Annotated in this window: 13 protein-coding genes; 3 read left to right on the top strand and 10 right to left on the bottom strand. The window is 59.5% G+C overall.

The window, feature by feature from the left end:
* Positions 1 to 3: 3 nt before the first annotated feature.
* From SULPSESMR1_RS00170 to SULPSESMR1_RS00125, 10 genes are all read right to left on the bottom strand, one after another.
* Positions 4 to 1,302, bottom strand: coding sequence for a DUF1800 domain-containing protein (locus SULPSESMR1_RS00170; protein ID WP_089422045.1), 1,299 nt, complete (start codon positions 1,300 to 1,302; stop codon positions 4 to 6).
* A 197-nt stretch (positions 1,303 to 1,499) separates the two neighbouring features.
* Positions 1,500 to 3,350 carry an aspartate--tRNA ligase gene (gene aspS, locus SULPSESMR1_RS00165; protein WP_089419008.1) on the bottom strand — a complete coding sequence of 617 codons (1,851 nt, stop codon included), beginning with the start codon at positions 3,348 to 3,350 and terminating at the stop codon, positions 1,500 to 1,502.
* 121 nt (positions 3,351 to 3,471) lie between these two features.
* Positions 3,472 to 4,617 (bottom strand): lytic murein transglycosylase, encoded by a 1,146-nt coding sequence (locus SULPSESMR1_RS00160; RefSeq protein WP_089419007.1) that lies wholly within the window; start codon positions 4,615 to 4,617, stop codon positions 3,472 to 3,474.
* 112 nt (positions 4,618 to 4,729) lie between these two features.
* Entirely contained in the window at positions 4,730 to 5,878 is a 1,149-nt protein-coding gene (locus SULPSESMR1_RS00155; protein WP_089419006.1) for an iron-containing alcohol dehydrogenase, read from the bottom strand.
* Between the two features lie 4 nt (positions 5,879 to 5,882).
* Positions 5,883 to 7,253, bottom strand: a complete 1,371-nt coding sequence (locus tag SULPSESMR1_RS00150; protein ID WP_089419005.1) for an aldehyde dehydrogenase family protein — start codon at positions 7,251 to 7,253, stop codon at positions 5,883 to 5,885.
* A 2-nt stretch (positions 7,254 to 7,255) separates the two neighbouring features.
* Positions 7,256 to 8,620, bottom strand: coding sequence for a glutamine synthetase family protein (locus SULPSESMR1_RS00145; protein ID WP_089419004.1), 1,365 nt, complete (start codon positions 8,618 to 8,620; stop codon positions 7,256 to 7,258).
* A gap of 77 nt (positions 8,621 to 8,697) precedes the next feature.
* Positions 8,698 to 9,729 carry a TRAP transporter substrate-binding protein gene (locus SULPSESMR1_RS00140; protein WP_089419003.1) on the bottom strand — a complete coding sequence of 344 codons (1,032 nt, stop codon included), beginning with the start codon at positions 9,727 to 9,729 and terminating at the stop codon, positions 8,698 to 8,700.
* A 43-nt stretch (positions 9,730 to 9,772) separates the two neighbouring features.
* Positions 9,773 to 11,098: a TRAP transporter large permease gene (locus SULPSESMR1_RS00135; protein WP_089419002.1), complete on the bottom strand. Its 1,326-nt coding sequence runs from the start codon at positions 11,096 to 11,098 to the stop codon at positions 9,773 to 9,775.
* Positions 11,098 to 11,667: a TRAP transporter small permease subunit gene (locus SULPSESMR1_RS00130; protein ID WP_089419001.1), complete on the bottom strand. Its 570-nt coding sequence runs from the start codon at positions 11,665 to 11,667 to the stop codon at positions 11,098 to 11,100. The genes SULPSESMR1_RS00135 and SULPSESMR1_RS00130 overlap by 1 nt, the downstream gene beginning before the upstream one ends.
* Positions 11,655 to 12,428, bottom strand: a complete 774-nt coding sequence (locus SULPSESMR1_RS00125) for an N-formylglutamate amidohydrolase (RefSeq protein ID WP_089422044.1) — start codon at positions 12,426 to 12,428, stop codon at positions 11,655 to 11,657. Before SULPSESMR1_RS00125 ends, SULPSESMR1_RS00130 begins: the two co-directional genes overlap by 13 nt.
* Positions 12,429 to 12,545: 117 nt before the next feature.
* On the opposite strand from SULPSESMR1_RS00125, the gene SULPSESMR1_RS00120 reads away from it, so the two are divergent.
* From SULPSESMR1_RS00120 to SULPSESMR1_RS00110, 3 genes are all read left to right on the top strand, one after another.
* A complete protein-coding gene (locus SULPSESMR1_RS00120) occupies positions 12,546 to 13,418 on the top strand; it encodes a MurR/RpiR family transcriptional regulator (RefSeq protein ID WP_089419000.1) in 873 nt (290 codons plus the stop codon).
* A gap of 71 nt (positions 13,419 to 13,489) precedes the next feature.
* Positions 13,490 to 14,272: an HAD-IIB family hydrolase gene (locus SULPSESMR1_RS00115; protein ID WP_089418999.1), complete on the top strand. Its 783-nt coding sequence runs from the start codon at positions 13,490 to 13,492 to the stop codon at positions 14,270 to 14,272.
* A 15-nt stretch (positions 14,273 to 14,287) separates the two neighbouring features.
* On the top strand, positions 14,288 to 15,517 hold the full coding sequence (locus tag SULPSESMR1_RS00110; RefSeq protein ID WP_089418998.1) for a glycosyl transferase: 1,230 nt from the start codon (positions 14,288 to 14,290) through the stop codon (positions 15,515 to 15,517).
* The last annotated feature ends 1 nt before the right edge of the window (position 15,518 follow it).

The raw sequence follows: 15,518 nt of genomic DNA, 5'->3' as shown, positions 1-15,518 counted from the left end.
CTCCTAACGGCGCTGGAACGCGGGGGACATCAGCACAAGACCGATGGCTTCGGATTTACTTTCGGCAGCACTGGCCGCGAATTTCACGTCTTCGGGGGCAAAACTTCCCAGCGCCGTGTCAACAAAGGCACGCGGGTCCGGCAGATCGGGGCGCAACAGTTGCGGCCCCTCCATCGCCCAGCGCACGCGACCGGACAGTCCTTGGGGTGTTAACCATGCCGAATCTTCTTCGGGCCAGCCGTCCGGCCCCGAGAATTTCTGCCACGTCTGCCCCATAACCGCCATCGGCGTCAGGATCACGTTGCGCACCCCCTTTTCCGTCATTCCGGTCACCACAATGGGTTCCACAGCCAGCGCACGCATGGCGGAGCCTACAAATTCCACGGGCGGTTTAATATTGGCCCCCTCTGGTGTCCACGCGGCAGGGTGCTCCAGCAGCGCGGCATAGACCTGCATCAGATCACCCCCAGTTTCGACATAGCGCGCGGTCAGATGGTCGATCAGCGCGGGATCGGGCCTGTCCGACACAAAATGCACCGCCAATTTCCACGACAGATGCCGCGCGGTGGCGGGGTGAACAGCCAGGTCTTCCAGCACAGCATGCACCGGCTTGATCGAATAGGCGTCATCATAGGTAACACCCAGCACGGTTTCAGCCCCCGGCTCGACATAATCCTTGCGGAATTTGCGACCTTGGTTCGGCTGAAACGACAGGCCGGCAAATAACTCGGCCAGCTCGCGCACGTCTTGTTGGGTATAAGGGCCATCGACACCCAGCGTGTGCAATTCCATCACTTCGCGGGCGAGGTTTTCATTCAGGCCAGCGGCTTTGCCGCTTTTTAGTGCACGTTCACTCTGCGGTCCTATGGACCGGTCCTGATCCAGATATTGCAGCATCACCGGATGGGTCACAGCGCTGATCAACAGATCAGAAAACCGGCCACCAACATAGGGACGAATGCCGTCTTCGATATAGGGCGATGTCGCGCGCTTTATCACGCCTGCCTTGCCCGTGGCGCTAAAGTGGTCGCCCCAGAAATACACCAGCCGCTCGAAAAACGCGGTGTCTGTATAGGTGCGGCGCAGCATCGACATGCCCAGCCAGCGGGTCATGTCGATGCGGGCCTCCTTCTTCAACAGGTTGCGCCTTTTCTGTGCGACCTTGGCTTGGGGTTTGCCACGGTTGTCGCGCAGGGTTCGGCGCAGTTTATCGCTGGCAACCATGCGGTCACGGAATTTGCTGAACGGTTCGATGGGAAAGCGATCGGCCATCGTGTCGGGGGCAATGATTCCGGCCAACATTGCATCGACCGATGCGGTGGGAGGAATCGACGGCGACAGGCCGCAGCCAAATCGTATCTCTGCAAGCTCAGGGTTGAATGCGCACACGGACAAACTCCCTTGCCGATGATAGGGGCAATATAGCAAGGGGCGCGCCAACTTACATCGGCGCACCCCATCACTTTTTCATTTCAGGCGACAGGTCGCCCAAGGTTTCATCAGTCTTGCGGAATGACCCGCAAACCCAGCTCCATCAACTGGTCGCTGGTGGGCTCGCTTGGCGCGTTCATCATCAAATCTTCGGCGCGCTGGTTCATCGGGAACAGGATCACTTCGCGAATGTTCTGTTCGTTCGCCAGCAGCATCACGATACGGTCAATACCAGCGGCACAGCCACCGTGTGGCGGGGCACCATATTGGAAAGCGTTGACCATGCCGCCGAAACGCTTGCGCACTTCGCTTTCGTCGTAGCCTGCGATTTCAAAGGCCTTGAACATGATCTCGGGTCGGTGGTTCCGGATGGCGCCGGACACCAGTTCATAACCATTGCAAGCAAGGTCATACTGGTATCCCAACACCTCTAGCGGATCACCCTGCAACGCGTCCATGCCGCCTTGGGGCATCGAGAACGGGTTGTGTTCAAAGTCGATTTTACCGGTCGTCTCGTCCTTTTCATAGATCGGGAAATCGACGATCCAGGCAAAGGCAAAACGGTCGGTGTCGGTCAGGCCCAGTTCGTCACCGATGATCGTGCGCGCACGTCCTGCGATGGCTTCAAAGGCTTTGGGTTTGCCACCAAGGAAGAACGCGGCATCGCCCATGCCAAGGCCCAACTGCTGGCGGATGGCTTCGGTGCGTTCAGGGCCGATGTTCTTGGCCAGCGGGCCGGCAGCTTCCATACCGCCCTCGACTTCGCCGGATTTCAGCTTGGCTTGGGCCTCTTTTACGGTAATGCCCAACTCCTGGGCCACGGCATCCGCCGTTTTCTCACGCCAAAAGATATAACCCATGCCCGGCAAGCCTTCTTTTTGCGCGAATGCGTTCATCCGGTCGCAGAACTTGCGGCTGCCGCCCGTGGGCGCGGGGATGGCGCGCACTTCGGTGCCGTCCTGCTCCAGCAGTTTCGCGAAGATGGCAAAGCCCGAACCTGCGAAATGTTCGGAAACGACCTGCATCTTGATCGGGTTACGCAGGTCAGGCTTGTCGCTGCCGTACCACAGAGCCGCATCGCGATAGCTGATCTGCTCCCATGTCTGGTCGACTTTGCGACCGCCGCCGAATTCCTCGAAAATGCCGCCGATCACCGGCTGAATCGTGTCGAACACATCCTGCTGGGTGACAAAGCTCATTTCAAGGTCAAGCTGGTAAAAGTCGGTGGGCGACCGGTCCGCACGCGGGTCTTCGTCGCGGAAACAGGGCGCGATCTGGAAATATCTGTCAAAACCCGAAACCATGAGCAGCTGTTTGAACTGTTGAGGGGCTTGCGGCAGTGCGTAAAACTTGCCTGGGTGCAGACGCGACGGCACCAGAAAGTCGCGCGCGCCTTCAGGGCTGGATGCGGTGATGATCGGTGTCTGGTATTCGCGGAATTTGGCATCCCACATCCGTTTGCGCATGGACGCAACAACATCCGAACGCAGCTTCATATTGGCCTGCATCTTTTCGCGACGCAGATCCAAATAGCGGTATTTCAGGCGTGTTTCTTCAGGATATTCCTGATCGCCAAACACCATCAGGGGCAACTCGGCGGCGGGGCCCAGCACTTCGACCTCACGCACAAACACTTCGACTTCGCCTGTGGTGATCTTCGGGTTCACCAGTTCGGGCGCACGCGCCTTTACCTCGCCGTCAATGCGCACGCACCATTCGCTGCGCAGCTTTTCGACATCTGCAAAAGCGTCGCTATCAGGGTCGCACAGAACCTGCGTGACGCCATAATGGTCGCGCAAGTCGATAAACAGGATACCCCCGTGATCGCGCACGCGATTGACCCAACCGGACAGGCGGACGGTTTTGCCGACATCGGCGGCGGTCAGTTCGGCGCAGGTGTGGCTGCGATAGGCGTGCATAATAGGCTCCCGCTTTCTGGGCTGATGATCGGGGCAGATACACCGCCCATAGGGTGGGAAGTCAAGGCACAGGGGACGTCGCACGGTGGGAAAACCGCGTGACAAGCGTGTTTTGTCAGCCCTAGCCGAGGGATCGCAGCAATTCTTGCGATGGCACGCCTGTGGCAGGCAACCCGCGGCTGGTCTGATAGGCGCTGATTGCCGCCTGACTTTTGGGGCCCAGAACGCCATCGGCTCCGTCGGTGTCAAAGCCTGCTGCGGTCAGCCTGCGTTGCAGCGTGACGCGGTCATCCTTAGTCAGCCCGTTGGCGTCGGGTGGGAATGATCCGCGCAGCGGTCCCGCACCGCCAATACGGTCTGCCAGATGGCCCACGCCAATCGCATAGCTGTCCGAATTGTTGTACCGTTTGATCGCGCTAAAGTTCGAAGTCACGGAAAAGCTGGGGCCGCCCTGCTGCGGGGTAATTACGCGGCCTTCAGGTGCGCCGTTGCCTACCTCGCCGCCCCAGTGCACGCCGCGTGTCCAGCCATTGCGTTGCAAATAGACAGCGGTCGACGCCAAGGCATCGCTAGGGTCCGCCGACCAGATGTCGCGGCGTCCGTCGCCGGTGTAGTCCACGGCAAAGGATTGATAGGACGTGGGGATAAACTGGGTGTGCCCCATCGCCCCCGCCCAGCTGCCCACCATACGGTCAGCGGAAATATCACCGCTCTGGATGATCTTCAACGCCGCTACCAGTTGCTGTTCAAAGAACGCGCCCCGCCGCCCGTCATAGGCCAGCGTCGACGTGGCCGACACAACCGGCACATCGCCCTTACGCTCTCCAAAATAGCTTTCCAGCCCCCAGATCGCGCAAATAATGGTGGCATCAACGCCGTACTTCGCCTCAAGCGCGTTCAGCATGGCGTTATGGCGCGCAAAGGCCGCACGGCCCTTGGTCACGCGTTCATCCGAGGCCGCGATGGCAAGATAATCTTCCAGCGTGCGGGTGAATTCGGTCTGGTTGCGGTCACGCCTGACCACACCGGGCAAATAGCCCGCGCCGCGAAATCCTGCGTTCAAAGTGGTCTCGGAAATGCCTTGCGCGCCTGCACGGTCACGGAAAGATGCGACCCACTGGCTCCAGCCTGCGTTGGGAACGGGGCGCAGGTCGTCGGGTAACCCGCCTGACGATACCGAAGAAATGGCCGACATTGAGGTGCCACAGCCTGCAAGGCCCAGCCCTGCGGTGAGGCCAAGCGTGAAATTGCGTCGCGTAATGATCATTTATATGCCCTGCCCAAGCTTGTTTGGGCATCACCCTAACGCAAAGGCACGCACGCGCAATCATCCGCGCACAGACCATGGGACGGTACGCGGCGTTTTGCTTAAAACGGGTTCAGCCGATAATCTCGAGCAGCAGCTTGCGCGTGTTCTGCTCGGTCATCTTCACCGGATTGCCGCCGGTACTGGGGTCGATCAACGCGCCGGCAACAATGCGGTCTACGTCGGGTTTTTCAACGCCCAGTCCCGCCAGTGTCTTGGGAATACCCATCGACGCATTCAGATCGTTAACAAAGGCGCAGAACCCGTCAAAGCCGCCCTCTATGTCCAGATACCGCGCGGCCTGTGCTATTTTGCCTTCGATTTCGGGGCGGTTGAATTGCAGCACGGCAGGCATGCAGACCGCGTTCGTGGTGCCGTGGTGAGTGTGGTAAATTGCACCAATGGGGTGCGACAGGGCGTGGATCGCGCCCAGACCCTTTTGGAACGCGGTGGCTCCCACTGCTGCCGCAGACATCATCTGCGCGCGCGCTTCGATGTCGGTGCCATCCTTATAAGCGCGCGGCAGGTAATCCTTGACCAGACGCATCCCTTCCAGCGCCATGCCTTGGCTCATCGGATGATAGTGCGGCGAGCAAAACGCCTCGACACAGTGGGCAAAGGCATCGAGGCCGGTGCCTGCGGTGATGAATGGCGGCATCCCCACGGTCAGCTCGGGGTCACAGATCACGACGCGGGGCAGGATTTTGGGGTGGAAAATGATCTTTTTCTCGGCGGTTTCGGAATTGGTGATGACCGACGCGCGGCCCACTTCCGAACCGGTGCCTGCCGTGGTTGGTACTGCGATGATGGGTGCGATGGCGTCGGCGTCGGCGCGGGTCCACCAGTCGCCAATGTCTTCAAAGTCCCAGATCGGGCGACTTTGCCCCGCCAGAAACGCCACAACCTTGCCCAGATCCAGACCCGAGCCGCCGCCAAAGGCGATCACGCCATCATGGCCCCCCTCACGGTAGACCGCAACACCGGCCTGCGCGTTCAATTCGTTCGGGTTCGGGTCCACGTCGGAAAACAACGCGCGGCCCAGACCGGCGGCGTCGATCAGGTCCAGCGTGCGCTGGGTGATGTCCATGTTTGCCAGCCCACGGTCGGTGATCAACAGCGGCTTAGTGATGCCTGCGGCGATGCACGCCTCGGCAATCTCGGAAATGCGCCCCGCGCCGAAGCGGATTGCGGTGGGATAGGACCAGTTTGCAGTCAGCGTCATTGGATCAGGCTTTCTTCAGGTGGTAGGATTTGGGGCGGGTCAGGTTGTGATAGCCAATGACCGACAAACCGCCACCGCGACCGGTATCCTTGCAGCCCGTCCAGCACAGGGCAGGATCAAGGTAATCGGCGCGGTTCATGAACACGGTGCCGGTTTCGATCTGGTCGGCAATGGCCTCGGCGCGGGCGACGTCCTTGGTCCAGACGGCGGCGGTCAGCCCGTAATCGCTGTCGTTCATCAGGCGGATCGCTTCGGCGTCATCCTTGACGGCCATGATGCCGACGACGGGGCCAAAGCTTTCCTCGCGCATCACGCGCATGTCGTGGGTCACGTTCGTAAGGATCTGCGGCATCAGGTAGGCACCATTGTCCTGCGGAAAGTCGGCGGGGTCGATGTGGGCCGTGGCACCCGCGGCAATCGCCTCGGCGGTCTGGTCGCGTACGGTTTCGGCAAAGCGGGCGTGCGCCATCGGGCCTATGGTCGTTTCGGGGTCGAGCGGATTGCCCAGACGGTAGCCTTTGACGATCTCGACCGCCTTGGCGACGAAATCATCGAACAGGGCCTCGGCCACGTAAATCCGTTCGATTCCGCAGCAGCACTGGCCCGAGTTGAACATCGCGCCGTCGATCAGCGTGTCGGCAGCCGCCTGCACATCCGCATCGTCGCAAACATAGCCGGGGTCTTTGCCGCCCAGTTCCAGCCCGACACCGGTGAAGGTGCCCGCAGCAGCGGTTTCGATCGCGCGTCCCCCACCGACCGAGCCGGTGAAGTTCACAAAGCCGAACGATTTCGCGGCGATCAGGTCGGATGTGGTCTGATGGTCCAGAAACACGTTCTGGAATACGTCTTCGGGGATGCCTGCGGCGTGGAATGCCTCGGCCAGACGTTCACCGACCAGTGGTGTCTGGCTGGCGTGTTTCAGCATCACCGCATTGCCCGCGATCAGCGCGGGGGCGACTGTGTTGATGGCCGTCATATAAGGGTAATTCCACGGGGCCACGACCAGCACGACGCCATGCGGCACGCGTTTGATCACACGGCGGAACGAGTCGCTATCCTCGATGACGATATCGGACAGCGCGTCCTGCGCGATATCGGCCATATAGGTGGCGCGTTCGTTGAAACCGCCGAATTCTCCGCCATAGCGGATCGGGCGACCCATCTGGTGCGCCAGTTCCGGCACGATCTGGTCGTTCATCGCACCGATACGTGCAACGCCGTCCTGCACCAACGCAATACGCTCGGACAGCGGGCGCGCGGCCCAGTCGGATTGCGCGGCACGGGCGCGTTTAACAGCCGCAGCTGCGTCGGAAGCGCCCAGCGCCGGGCGCTCGGCATAGATCGATCCGTCGATCGGCGAAATACAGGTAATCATGGTCAGGCCCTTTCAAATCCGCGCGCGATTTCCCAATCGGTCACCACGCGATCAAACTCTTCCTGCTCCCATTCGGCGCATCGGGTGTAATGGTCAATCACATCCTCGCCAAACGCATCCCGAAGGAAAGCGGAGTTCCGCAACGTTCCGGTCGCCGCCCGCAAGGTCTGCGGGATATCGGCGGCCTTGGCGTCTTCGTAAACGTCGCCGCGCGTGGGCGGTGACAGTTCCATCTTGTCCTCGATCCCCTTGATGCCCGCCGCCAGCATTGCAGCCTGCGCCAGATAGGGGTTCAGATCGGACCCGCCGATACGGCATTCGACCCGCACGCCCTTTGTCCCGGCCCCGCACAGACGGAACCCTGCGGTGCGGTTGTCGATGGACCAAACGGTTTTGGTGGGAGCAAAGGTGCCTTTGGCAAAGCGTTTGTAGCTGTTCACATAGGGCGCAAGGAAAAACGTGTAATCGGGTGCATAGGCGATCAGACCCGCCATATAATTTTTCATCAGCGCGGACATGCCCAGGTCGGCGTCCTTGTCAAAGAACGCCGGGGTGTCGCCCTGCCACAGCGATTGGTGCACATGGCTGGAACTGCCGACGCGGTCCCTGTGCCACTTGGGCAGGAACGACGCGGCACGCCCGTGTTGCCATGCGATTTCCTTGATCGCGTGTTTGGCAATGCTGTGATGATCGGCGCAATCCAGCGCGGGCGCATAGCGGATGTTCAGCTCTTCCTGACCTGCCTCGGCCTCGCCTTTGGAGTTCTCGATGGGCAGACCTGCGGCAAACAGATGGTTGCGGATCGGGCGCATCACGCCCTCTTCCTTGGTGGTCTGGAAGATGTGGTAATCTTCATTATAGCCGCTGATCGGCGTCAGATCGCGAAAGCCGCTGGCACGAATTTCATCCAGGCTTTTCTCGAACAGGAAGAATTCCAGCTCGGTCGCCATCATCGCGTCAAAGCCAAGGTCGCGCAGCCGCGCCACCTGCTTTTTCAGGATCGCGCGTGGATCGTGCGGCACCGGGGCGTGGGTGTGGTGGTCAAGCATGTCGCAAAGCACCAATGCAGTGCCCTCCAACCATGGCACGGTGCGCAGTGTCGACAGATCCGGGGCCATGACATAATCGCCATAGCCTTTTTCCCAACTGGTCGAGGCATAGCCATCGGGCGTGGCCATTTCCAGATCGGTGGCCAGCAGATAGTTGCAGCAGTGGGTCTCTTTGAACGACGTTTCCACGAAGTTGACCGCATGAAAGCGCTTGCCCATCAAACGGCCCTGCATGTCGACAAAGCAGGTCAGCACGGTGTCGATGCTGCCGTCTGTGACGCGGGATTTCAGGTCATCAAAGCTGAGGTTGCCGGGCATGTCGGTATCCTGTGGTTTAAGGGTGTGACACGGGCGACCCGGATGGGCCGCCCGCATACATCTGGTTTTCGTATGGATCAGCCGTAGCGGTAGGGGCGGCCCGCTTTGACCATGTCGGCGTTGTACTTCTTGAAGATGTCGACGACACGGCGTTTAACGTCCGATTCCGCCGCGATCTCTTCCCAGAACTCCTGTGCCGCCGCCTCGACAGTGTCCCATTCTTCGTCGGGGATGGTGGTCAGTTGCAGCTTGTCGCCGTTGACGCGCAGGTTGGCTTCGCCGCCCCAGTACCACCATTGGCGGTAGTAGTGCGACTGGTCACAGCACACGCGGAACAGCGTTTTGAGGTCCTCGGGCAGTTCGTTCCAACGGTCCATGTTGGCAAAGAACGATCCGGCCCACGCGCCCGAAATGTTGTTGGTCAGGAAGTAGTTGGTCACATCTGCCCAGCCGACGGTATAGTCTTCGGTGATGCCGGACCATGCGATGCCGTCCAACTCGCCGGTTTGCACGGCCACTTCGATGTCTTCCCACGGCAGATTCACCGGCACCACGCCAAAGCGTGTCAGGAAACGGCCCGCCGTGGGGAAGGTGAAGATGCGTTTGCCTTCCAGATCGGCAAGGCTGTTGATCGGGTCCTTGGTGGCGAAGTGGCAAGGGTCCCACGCGCCGGCGCTGATATGTTTGACGCCGACCTTGGAATATTCCTCATCCCAGATCTCGTTCAAACCGTACTGGTTGAACAGCACCGGCACATCCAACGAATAGCGCGAACCGAAGGGGAAGTAGCCGCCGAACACGGTGACTTCGGTGGGCGAAGCCATGCTGTCGTCATCCGACTGCACCGCGTCGATGGTGCCGCGCTGCATCGCCTGAAACAGTTCGCCCGTAGGGACCAACTGGTCGGCGTAGAACAGTTCGATCTGCATGCGGTCACCCGCGATCTGGTTGAACATCTTGATCGCGGGGTCGATCACTTCGGCGGCCAGCGCCGGGCCTGCATAGGTCTGCATCCGCCATGTGATCGTGTTTTGCGCCAGCGCGGGTGTCGCCAAAGCAGCGGGGCCAGCAACGGCTGCGCCCTGAATAAACTTGCGTCGTGTCGTCATGTTTTCTCTCCTTGTGGGGTTAAGCCGGTTAGCCGGTTCTTGGTTATTTTTCGTAGACGTAATTGGGTAGCCAGGTGGCCAGTTCGGGGAAGACCATGACAAGGGCCAGCGCCAGAACCATGACAGCCACGAAGGGCGTGATAGAGCTGTATATATCGCGCAGCGTAATCTCTGGCGGGGCCATGGCGCGCATCAAAAACAGGTTATAGCCAAAGGGCGGCGTCATATAGGCGATCTGCGTGGTGATCGTATAAAGGATACCATACCAGATCAGATCAAAGCCCAGCGCGCCCACCAGCGGCACATAAAGCGGGGCGACGATGACCAGCATCGCGGTGTCGTCCAGAAACGTGCCCATGATGATAAAGCTCAGCTGCATCAGGATCAGGATCATCCACGGGCTGAGGTTCAGCCGCTCGGTGAACAGATCCTCGATCGCCTTGACCGCGCCCAAGCCGTCGAACACCGCGCCAAAGGCAAGTGCGGCAAGAATGATCCACATGAACATGCAGGTGATGCCCAGCGTCTTGCGCACCGAATTTTCAAAGACTTCGCGGGTCATCCGACCCTTGAGCACCGCCGCCACGAAAGCAGCAAGCGCGCCGATGGCCGAGCTTTCGACCAAGCTGGTCCAGCCTTTGACAAAGGGAAACATCATCACCGCAAAGATCACCAGCGGCAGCAGGCCCGCACGCAGCAACCGCAGCTTTTCGTGGCGCGGCATGTCGCGCTCCTCGGCGCTGAGCACGGGGCCAAGTGCGGGGTTCAATCGGCAGCGGATGGCAATATAGGCGATGAACATCGCCGCCATCATCAGCCCCGGCACCACGCCCGCCAGCCACAACTGACCCACAGGCTGCCGCGCGATCATCGCATACAGAACCAACACCACAGATGGCGGCACCAGAATGCCAAGCGACGACCCCGCCTGCACCACCCCCGTGACCATGCGTTTGTCGTATCCCCGCTTTAACAATTCGGGCAGCGCAATGGTGGCACCGATGGCCATGCCCGCCACGCTCAGCCCGTTCATCGCAGAGATCAGCACCATCAGACCGATTGTTCCGATTGCCAAGCCACCACGCAACCCGCCCATCCAGACGTGGAACATCTTGTACAGATCATCAGCTATCTTGGACTCAGACAGCACGTACCCCATGAAGATGAACATCGGCAGCGTCAGCAGCGGATACCATTTCATCAGCTTCATCGCGGCGGAAAAACCGATGTCAAAACCGCCCTTGTCGCCCCACAGCAGCAGGGCCGCGACGACGGCGACGAAACCGATGGCACCAAACACACGCTGGCCGGTCATCAACATCAGCATCATCGTCGAGAACATCAGGGTGGCGATCAATTCATATGACATCAGATCTTATGGCCCCTCAGCCGCAGCACATCTTTGCAGAACTCGGACAAGCATTGCAAAAGCATCAGGAAAAGACCCACGACCATCACTACTTTGACGGGCCACATATAAGGACGCCATGCGGACGATGACTGCTCAAGCCGCCCGATCTCTTCCGATCCGGTGACCACGCCCAAAAGATAGGACAGCGGCTCGGTTTTCCAGTAGCCCAGCGAATAGGCGGTAGAGCTGATCGCGCCGTACAGCATCACGCCAAGGTAAAAGACCAGCAACAGCACGGTGAACAAATCGACCCACGCCTTTTTGCGATCCGACCAACCACCATAGAGCAGGTCCATGCGCACATGATCGCCCATCTGCATCGAATAGGGTCCGCCCAGAATGTAGTACCCGACCATGACGAACTGGGCCATTTCCAGTGTCCACAGCGACGGCAGAAAGAACGTCTTGCTGATCGACGACCACAGCAAGATCGCCATTAGCACAAAAATTCCGTACATCACGACACGGCCCATCCGGTGATTGACCGCATCAACCCCGTGGATAAACCTGCGCACTAAGCTCTGCATGCGACACCCTCCGCAGCAACTTTCGCGCAGGCGACGCCCAGCCATCCGGCCAGCATGTCACCCATCTGCATCTGCTGTTCTTCGGTCCGGATCAAGTCGTTGCGCACTTCGATCATCACATTGGGATGGCCGTGCGCTGTGCCATGAACCTGCAAGGTATGTGTGACCCCATCGACGGGGCCGTAGGGTGCATTGCGTTGCACCTCGGCGTCCGTGTGGGCCTTGGCGGTGTCCAGCATCGCGTCGGCCAGACGCGCATCGAAGTCATGCAAAACGCCGATTTCGACCGCGCGGGGTGCGCCGTTGTAGACAGGTGTAAAGCTGTGGATCGTGACCAGCACCGGCGCCGGCTTGGCCGCGACCGCCTGCGCCAGAAGAGTGCGGAACGGGGTGTAATACGTCGCCGCACGGGTGGCGCGGTCATCGCGGCTCAGGTTCGCATTACCCGGCACGTCGAATACTTCGCTTTTGGCAGGCATCGCCCCCGGCGCGTCGGGCGGACGGTTGCAATCATAGACCAGCCGCGACACGCAACTGGCCACCAGCACGGCATCCAGCCGCTTGGCCATTTGGGTGGCCACCCCCAGCGCACCAGGATCCCAAGCGGCATGGCTGACCTTGGCTGCATCCGACAGACCCAGCCCGTTCAGTGCGTCAGGAATGAAGCAAGACGCATGTTCACAGACCAGCACAACGGGCGACGCCCCTGTGGCATTGATGGTCTGTACAACCGTCATCTGTGTTCCGTTTGCGTCTGGCATAACACCCCCCTGCCGCCACAAAGTGCTTGCCACTGCGGTCATCTGTCAACAGAATTGTGAAAAATATTCATCAGCCATATTGGGTGTGAAAACTTTTCGATCAAACAGGAGGCGCCCGTGTCATCAGATACGCTTACGATTTCCGACCGAATCCAGCAAAAACTGGACGATCTGACCCGCGCCGAGCGTCAGTTGGCCCATTCGATACTGGAAAACTATCCGATTTCGGGGCTGGGGCCGCTAACCGAACTGGCGCTTGACGCCAATGTGTCCGGCCCCACCGTCGCGCGCATGGTGCAAAAGCTGGGGTTCAAGGGCTATGCCGAATTTCAGGCTGAACTGCGCGAGGAATTGCGGGCCAAGGTCAAAGGGCCGATCGCCAAACACGACACTTGGGCCGACAGTGCGCCGTCGGGGCATATTCTGAACACCTTTACGGATGCGGTGATTGACAACATTCGCCATACGCTGGGCCAGATCGACCCGCACGCCTTTGACGCGGCCTGTGGTTTGGTCGGTGACCCGGCGCATCACCTTTATATCGTGGGCGGGCGGGTAACGCACACGCTGGCAGAATACCTGTTCCTGCACATGCAGGTGATCCGCCCCAACATCACCCATGTGCAATCTACATCGAACGCTTGGCCGCATTACCTGCTGGACGTTCAAGCTGGTGATGTCTTCGTGATTTTCGACGTGCGGCGGTACGAAAACAACACGCTAAAGCTGGCCGAGATGGCCCATGCGCAGGGCGCCAAAATCATCCTGTTCACCGATCAATGGCGATCACCGGTGCATCAACTGGCTAACATCAGCTTTAGCAGCCGCATCGTGGTGCCCTCGGCATGGGATTCTGCCGCGACCACGCTGCTGCTGACCGAAACAATGATTTCAGCCGTGCAAAACTTGCGCTGGGACAGCACCAAGGGTCGCATGGAAGAACTGGAAGCGATGTTCGACCAGACCAAGCTGTTCCGCAAGTTCACCTGACTGCCCAAAAAACGGGCATTGGCGCTCTGACACCTTGCAGGCCTGATCTGCAACCAGCACACTGGCCACAAATGCCGCAACCGCTTCCACTTCTCCTCTTTAGCGATCTCGACGGCACGTTGATATCGCATGATACGTACCAGTGGGATGCTGCCCGCCCTGCGTTATCGCGTCTGCGCAGCCTTGGCGCAGGTGTGGTGCTGGCCAGCAGCAAAACAGCGCCCGAAATCATCGCATTGCGCGCGCAAATGGGCTTGGACGACTGGCCTGCCATCGTTGAAAACGGTGCAGGCTTGCTGAAAGCCCACGCCAGCGAAACCCCGCCAGACAACGATTACCTGCGGCTGCGCGATGCCTTGGCGCAGTTGCCCAAAGTCCAGCGCGCGCCGTTTGAGGGTTTTGGTGATTTGACCGTTGAACAGGTTGCCAAAATCACCGGCCTGACCATAGCCGATGCCCAAAACGCCAAAATGCGCAGCTTTTCCGAACCCGGCCTTTGGCACGGCTCTGACAGCAAGCGCGCGGCCTTTCTGAACGCTCTAAGTCAGCATGGCATTACTGCGCGCGAAGGTGGCCGTTTTCTGACGCTGTCCTTTGGCCAGACCAAAGCCGACCGCATGGCCGAGATCATCGCAACCTGCCGCCCGCAGTTTACAGTGGCCTTGGGTGACGCGCCGAACGACGTCGAAATGCTGCAAGCTGCTGATTACGGCGTGATCATCGCCAACCCGCACCGTGCGCCCCTGCCCCCGTTAAAGACCGAAGCAAAGGGCCGCATCCTGCGCACCACTTTGTCCGGTCCCGAGGGCTGGAACAACGCGGTGCTTGATCTCGTTGAACAGTTGAACATCTGAACAAGGACGCCACGCATGACTGATTTTCACCAAAACGGGAACGTGGCGACGCTGCATAATCTGCGGACGCGTTCTTCGGAGGAGATGACCTACGAGCTTGAGACCTTCGCGCAATCCCGGAAAATTGCACTGATCCTGCCGTGTCTGTATTCCGAACTGGAAACCGAAGCGATGCCACGGATTCTCGAAGAGTTGTCCAAGGTCACCTATCTGCACCGCATCATCATCGGTCTGGACCGCGCTGATGAGGCACAGTTCCGCCACGCCCAGCAGTTTTTCAAAGGGCTGAACCAGAACCACATCGTGATCTGGAACGACAGCCCGAGAATGAAAGACCTTGGCGCGCGGCTTGAAGCGTTGGGCCTTGCGCCGATGGAACAGGGCAAGGGCAAGAACGTCTGGTCGTCACTGGGTTATCTGATCGCGTGCGAAGACAGTTCGGTTATGGCGATCCACGATTGCGATATCGTTACCTACACCAACGAATTGCTGGCGCGGCTGGTTTATCCGGTTGCCAATCCGACCTTTCCGTATCAGGTGGCAAAAGGGTTCTATTCGCGCGTGGGTCAGGAAAAGCTGAACGGGCGCGTGACACGGCTGTTGGTCAGCCCGCTTCTGATTGCGCTGAAACGGGTGATCGGAGACCGCGATTACATCGACTACCTGCGCAGCTTCCGCTATCCGCTATCGGGCGAATTTGCCATGCGTACCAGTATTCTGCCCGATCTGCGTATTCCCTCAGACTGGGGGCTAGAGATCGGCGTGCTGTCCGAGGCATGGCGCAATCTGGCACCCAAAGCCGTCTGTCAGGTCGAGATTGCCGACAACTACGACCACAAGCATCAAGACCTCAGCCCCGAGGACGCCAACACCGGACTAAGTCGGATGTCCACGGACATCTGCAAGGCGATCTTTCGCAAGCTGGCCGCAGATGGCACCGTGTTTACACCCAACGTGTTCCGCACGCTCAAGGCCACCTATTACCGCTGCGCGCTGGACCTGCTTGAGGCCTATTACACCGATGCAAAGATGAACGGGCTGACCATCGACCGGCACAAGGAAGAGCAGGCTATCGAGTTGTTCGCGGAAAATATCATGCGCGCGGGTCACACCTTTTTGGAGAACCCGCACGAAACGCCGTTTATCCCGACATGGAACCGGGTTCACTCTGCCGACTCAAAGTTTCTGGCCGACCTGCGGTCTGCTGCTGTTGCTGACGAGCAAGAGTTTTCGTCCTTGGTTTAAC

The sequence above is a fragment of the Pseudosulfitobacter pseudonitzschiae genome (genome assembly GCF_002222635.1).
GTDB lineage: Bacteria > Pseudomonadota > Alphaproteobacteria > Rhodobacterales > Rhodobacteraceae > Pseudosulfitobacter > Pseudosulfitobacter pseudonitzschiae_A.
This window is presented reverse-complemented; position numbering and strand designations above follow the sequence as displayed.

Coding starts and splice junctions, on each gene's coding strand:
- SULPSESMR1_RS00170 (WP_089422045.1), bottom strand. CDS start 1,302: ATGTTGGCCGGAATCATTGCCCCCGACACGATGGCCGATCGCTTTCCC.
- aspS (WP_089419008.1), bottom strand. CDS start 3,350: ATGCACGCCTATCGCAGCCACACCTGCGCCGAACTGACCGCCGCCGAT.
- SULPSESMR1_RS00160 (WP_089419007.1), bottom strand. CDS start 4,617: ATGATCATTACGCGACGCAATTTCACGCTTGGCCTCACCGCAGGGCTG.
- SULPSESMR1_RS00155 (WP_089419006.1), bottom strand. CDS start 5,878: ATGACGCTGACTGCAAACTGGTCCTATCCCACCGCAATCCGCTTCGGC.
- SULPSESMR1_RS00150 (WP_089419005.1), bottom strand. CDS start 7,253: ATGATTACCTGTATTTCGCCGATCGACGGATCGATCTATGCCGAGCGC.
- SULPSESMR1_RS00145 (WP_089419004.1), bottom strand. CDS start 8,620: ATGCCCGGCAACCTCAGCTTTGATGACCTGAAATCCCGCGTCACAGAC.
- SULPSESMR1_RS00140 (WP_089419003.1), bottom strand. CDS start 9,729: ATGACGACACGACGCAAGTTTATTCAGGGCGCAGCCGTTGCTGGCCCC.
- SULPSESMR1_RS00135 (WP_089419002.1), bottom strand. CDS start 11,098: ATGTCATATGAATTGATCGCCACCCTGATGTTCTCGACGATGATGCTG.
- SULPSESMR1_RS00130 (WP_089419001.1), bottom strand. CDS start 11,667: ATGCAGAGCTTAGTGCGCAGGTTTATCCACGGGGTTGATGCGGTCAAT.
- SULPSESMR1_RS00125 (WP_089422044.1), bottom strand. CDS start 12,428: ATGCCAGACGCAAACGGAACACAGATGACGGTTGTACAGACCATCAAT.
- SULPSESMR1_RS00115 (WP_089418999.1), top strand. CDS start 13,490: ATGCCGCAACCGCTTCCACTTCTCCTCTTTAGCGATCTCGACGGCACG.
- SULPSESMR1_RS00110 (WP_089418998.1), top strand. CDS start 14,288: ATGACTGATTTTCACCAAAACGGGAACGTGGCGACGCTGCATAATCTG.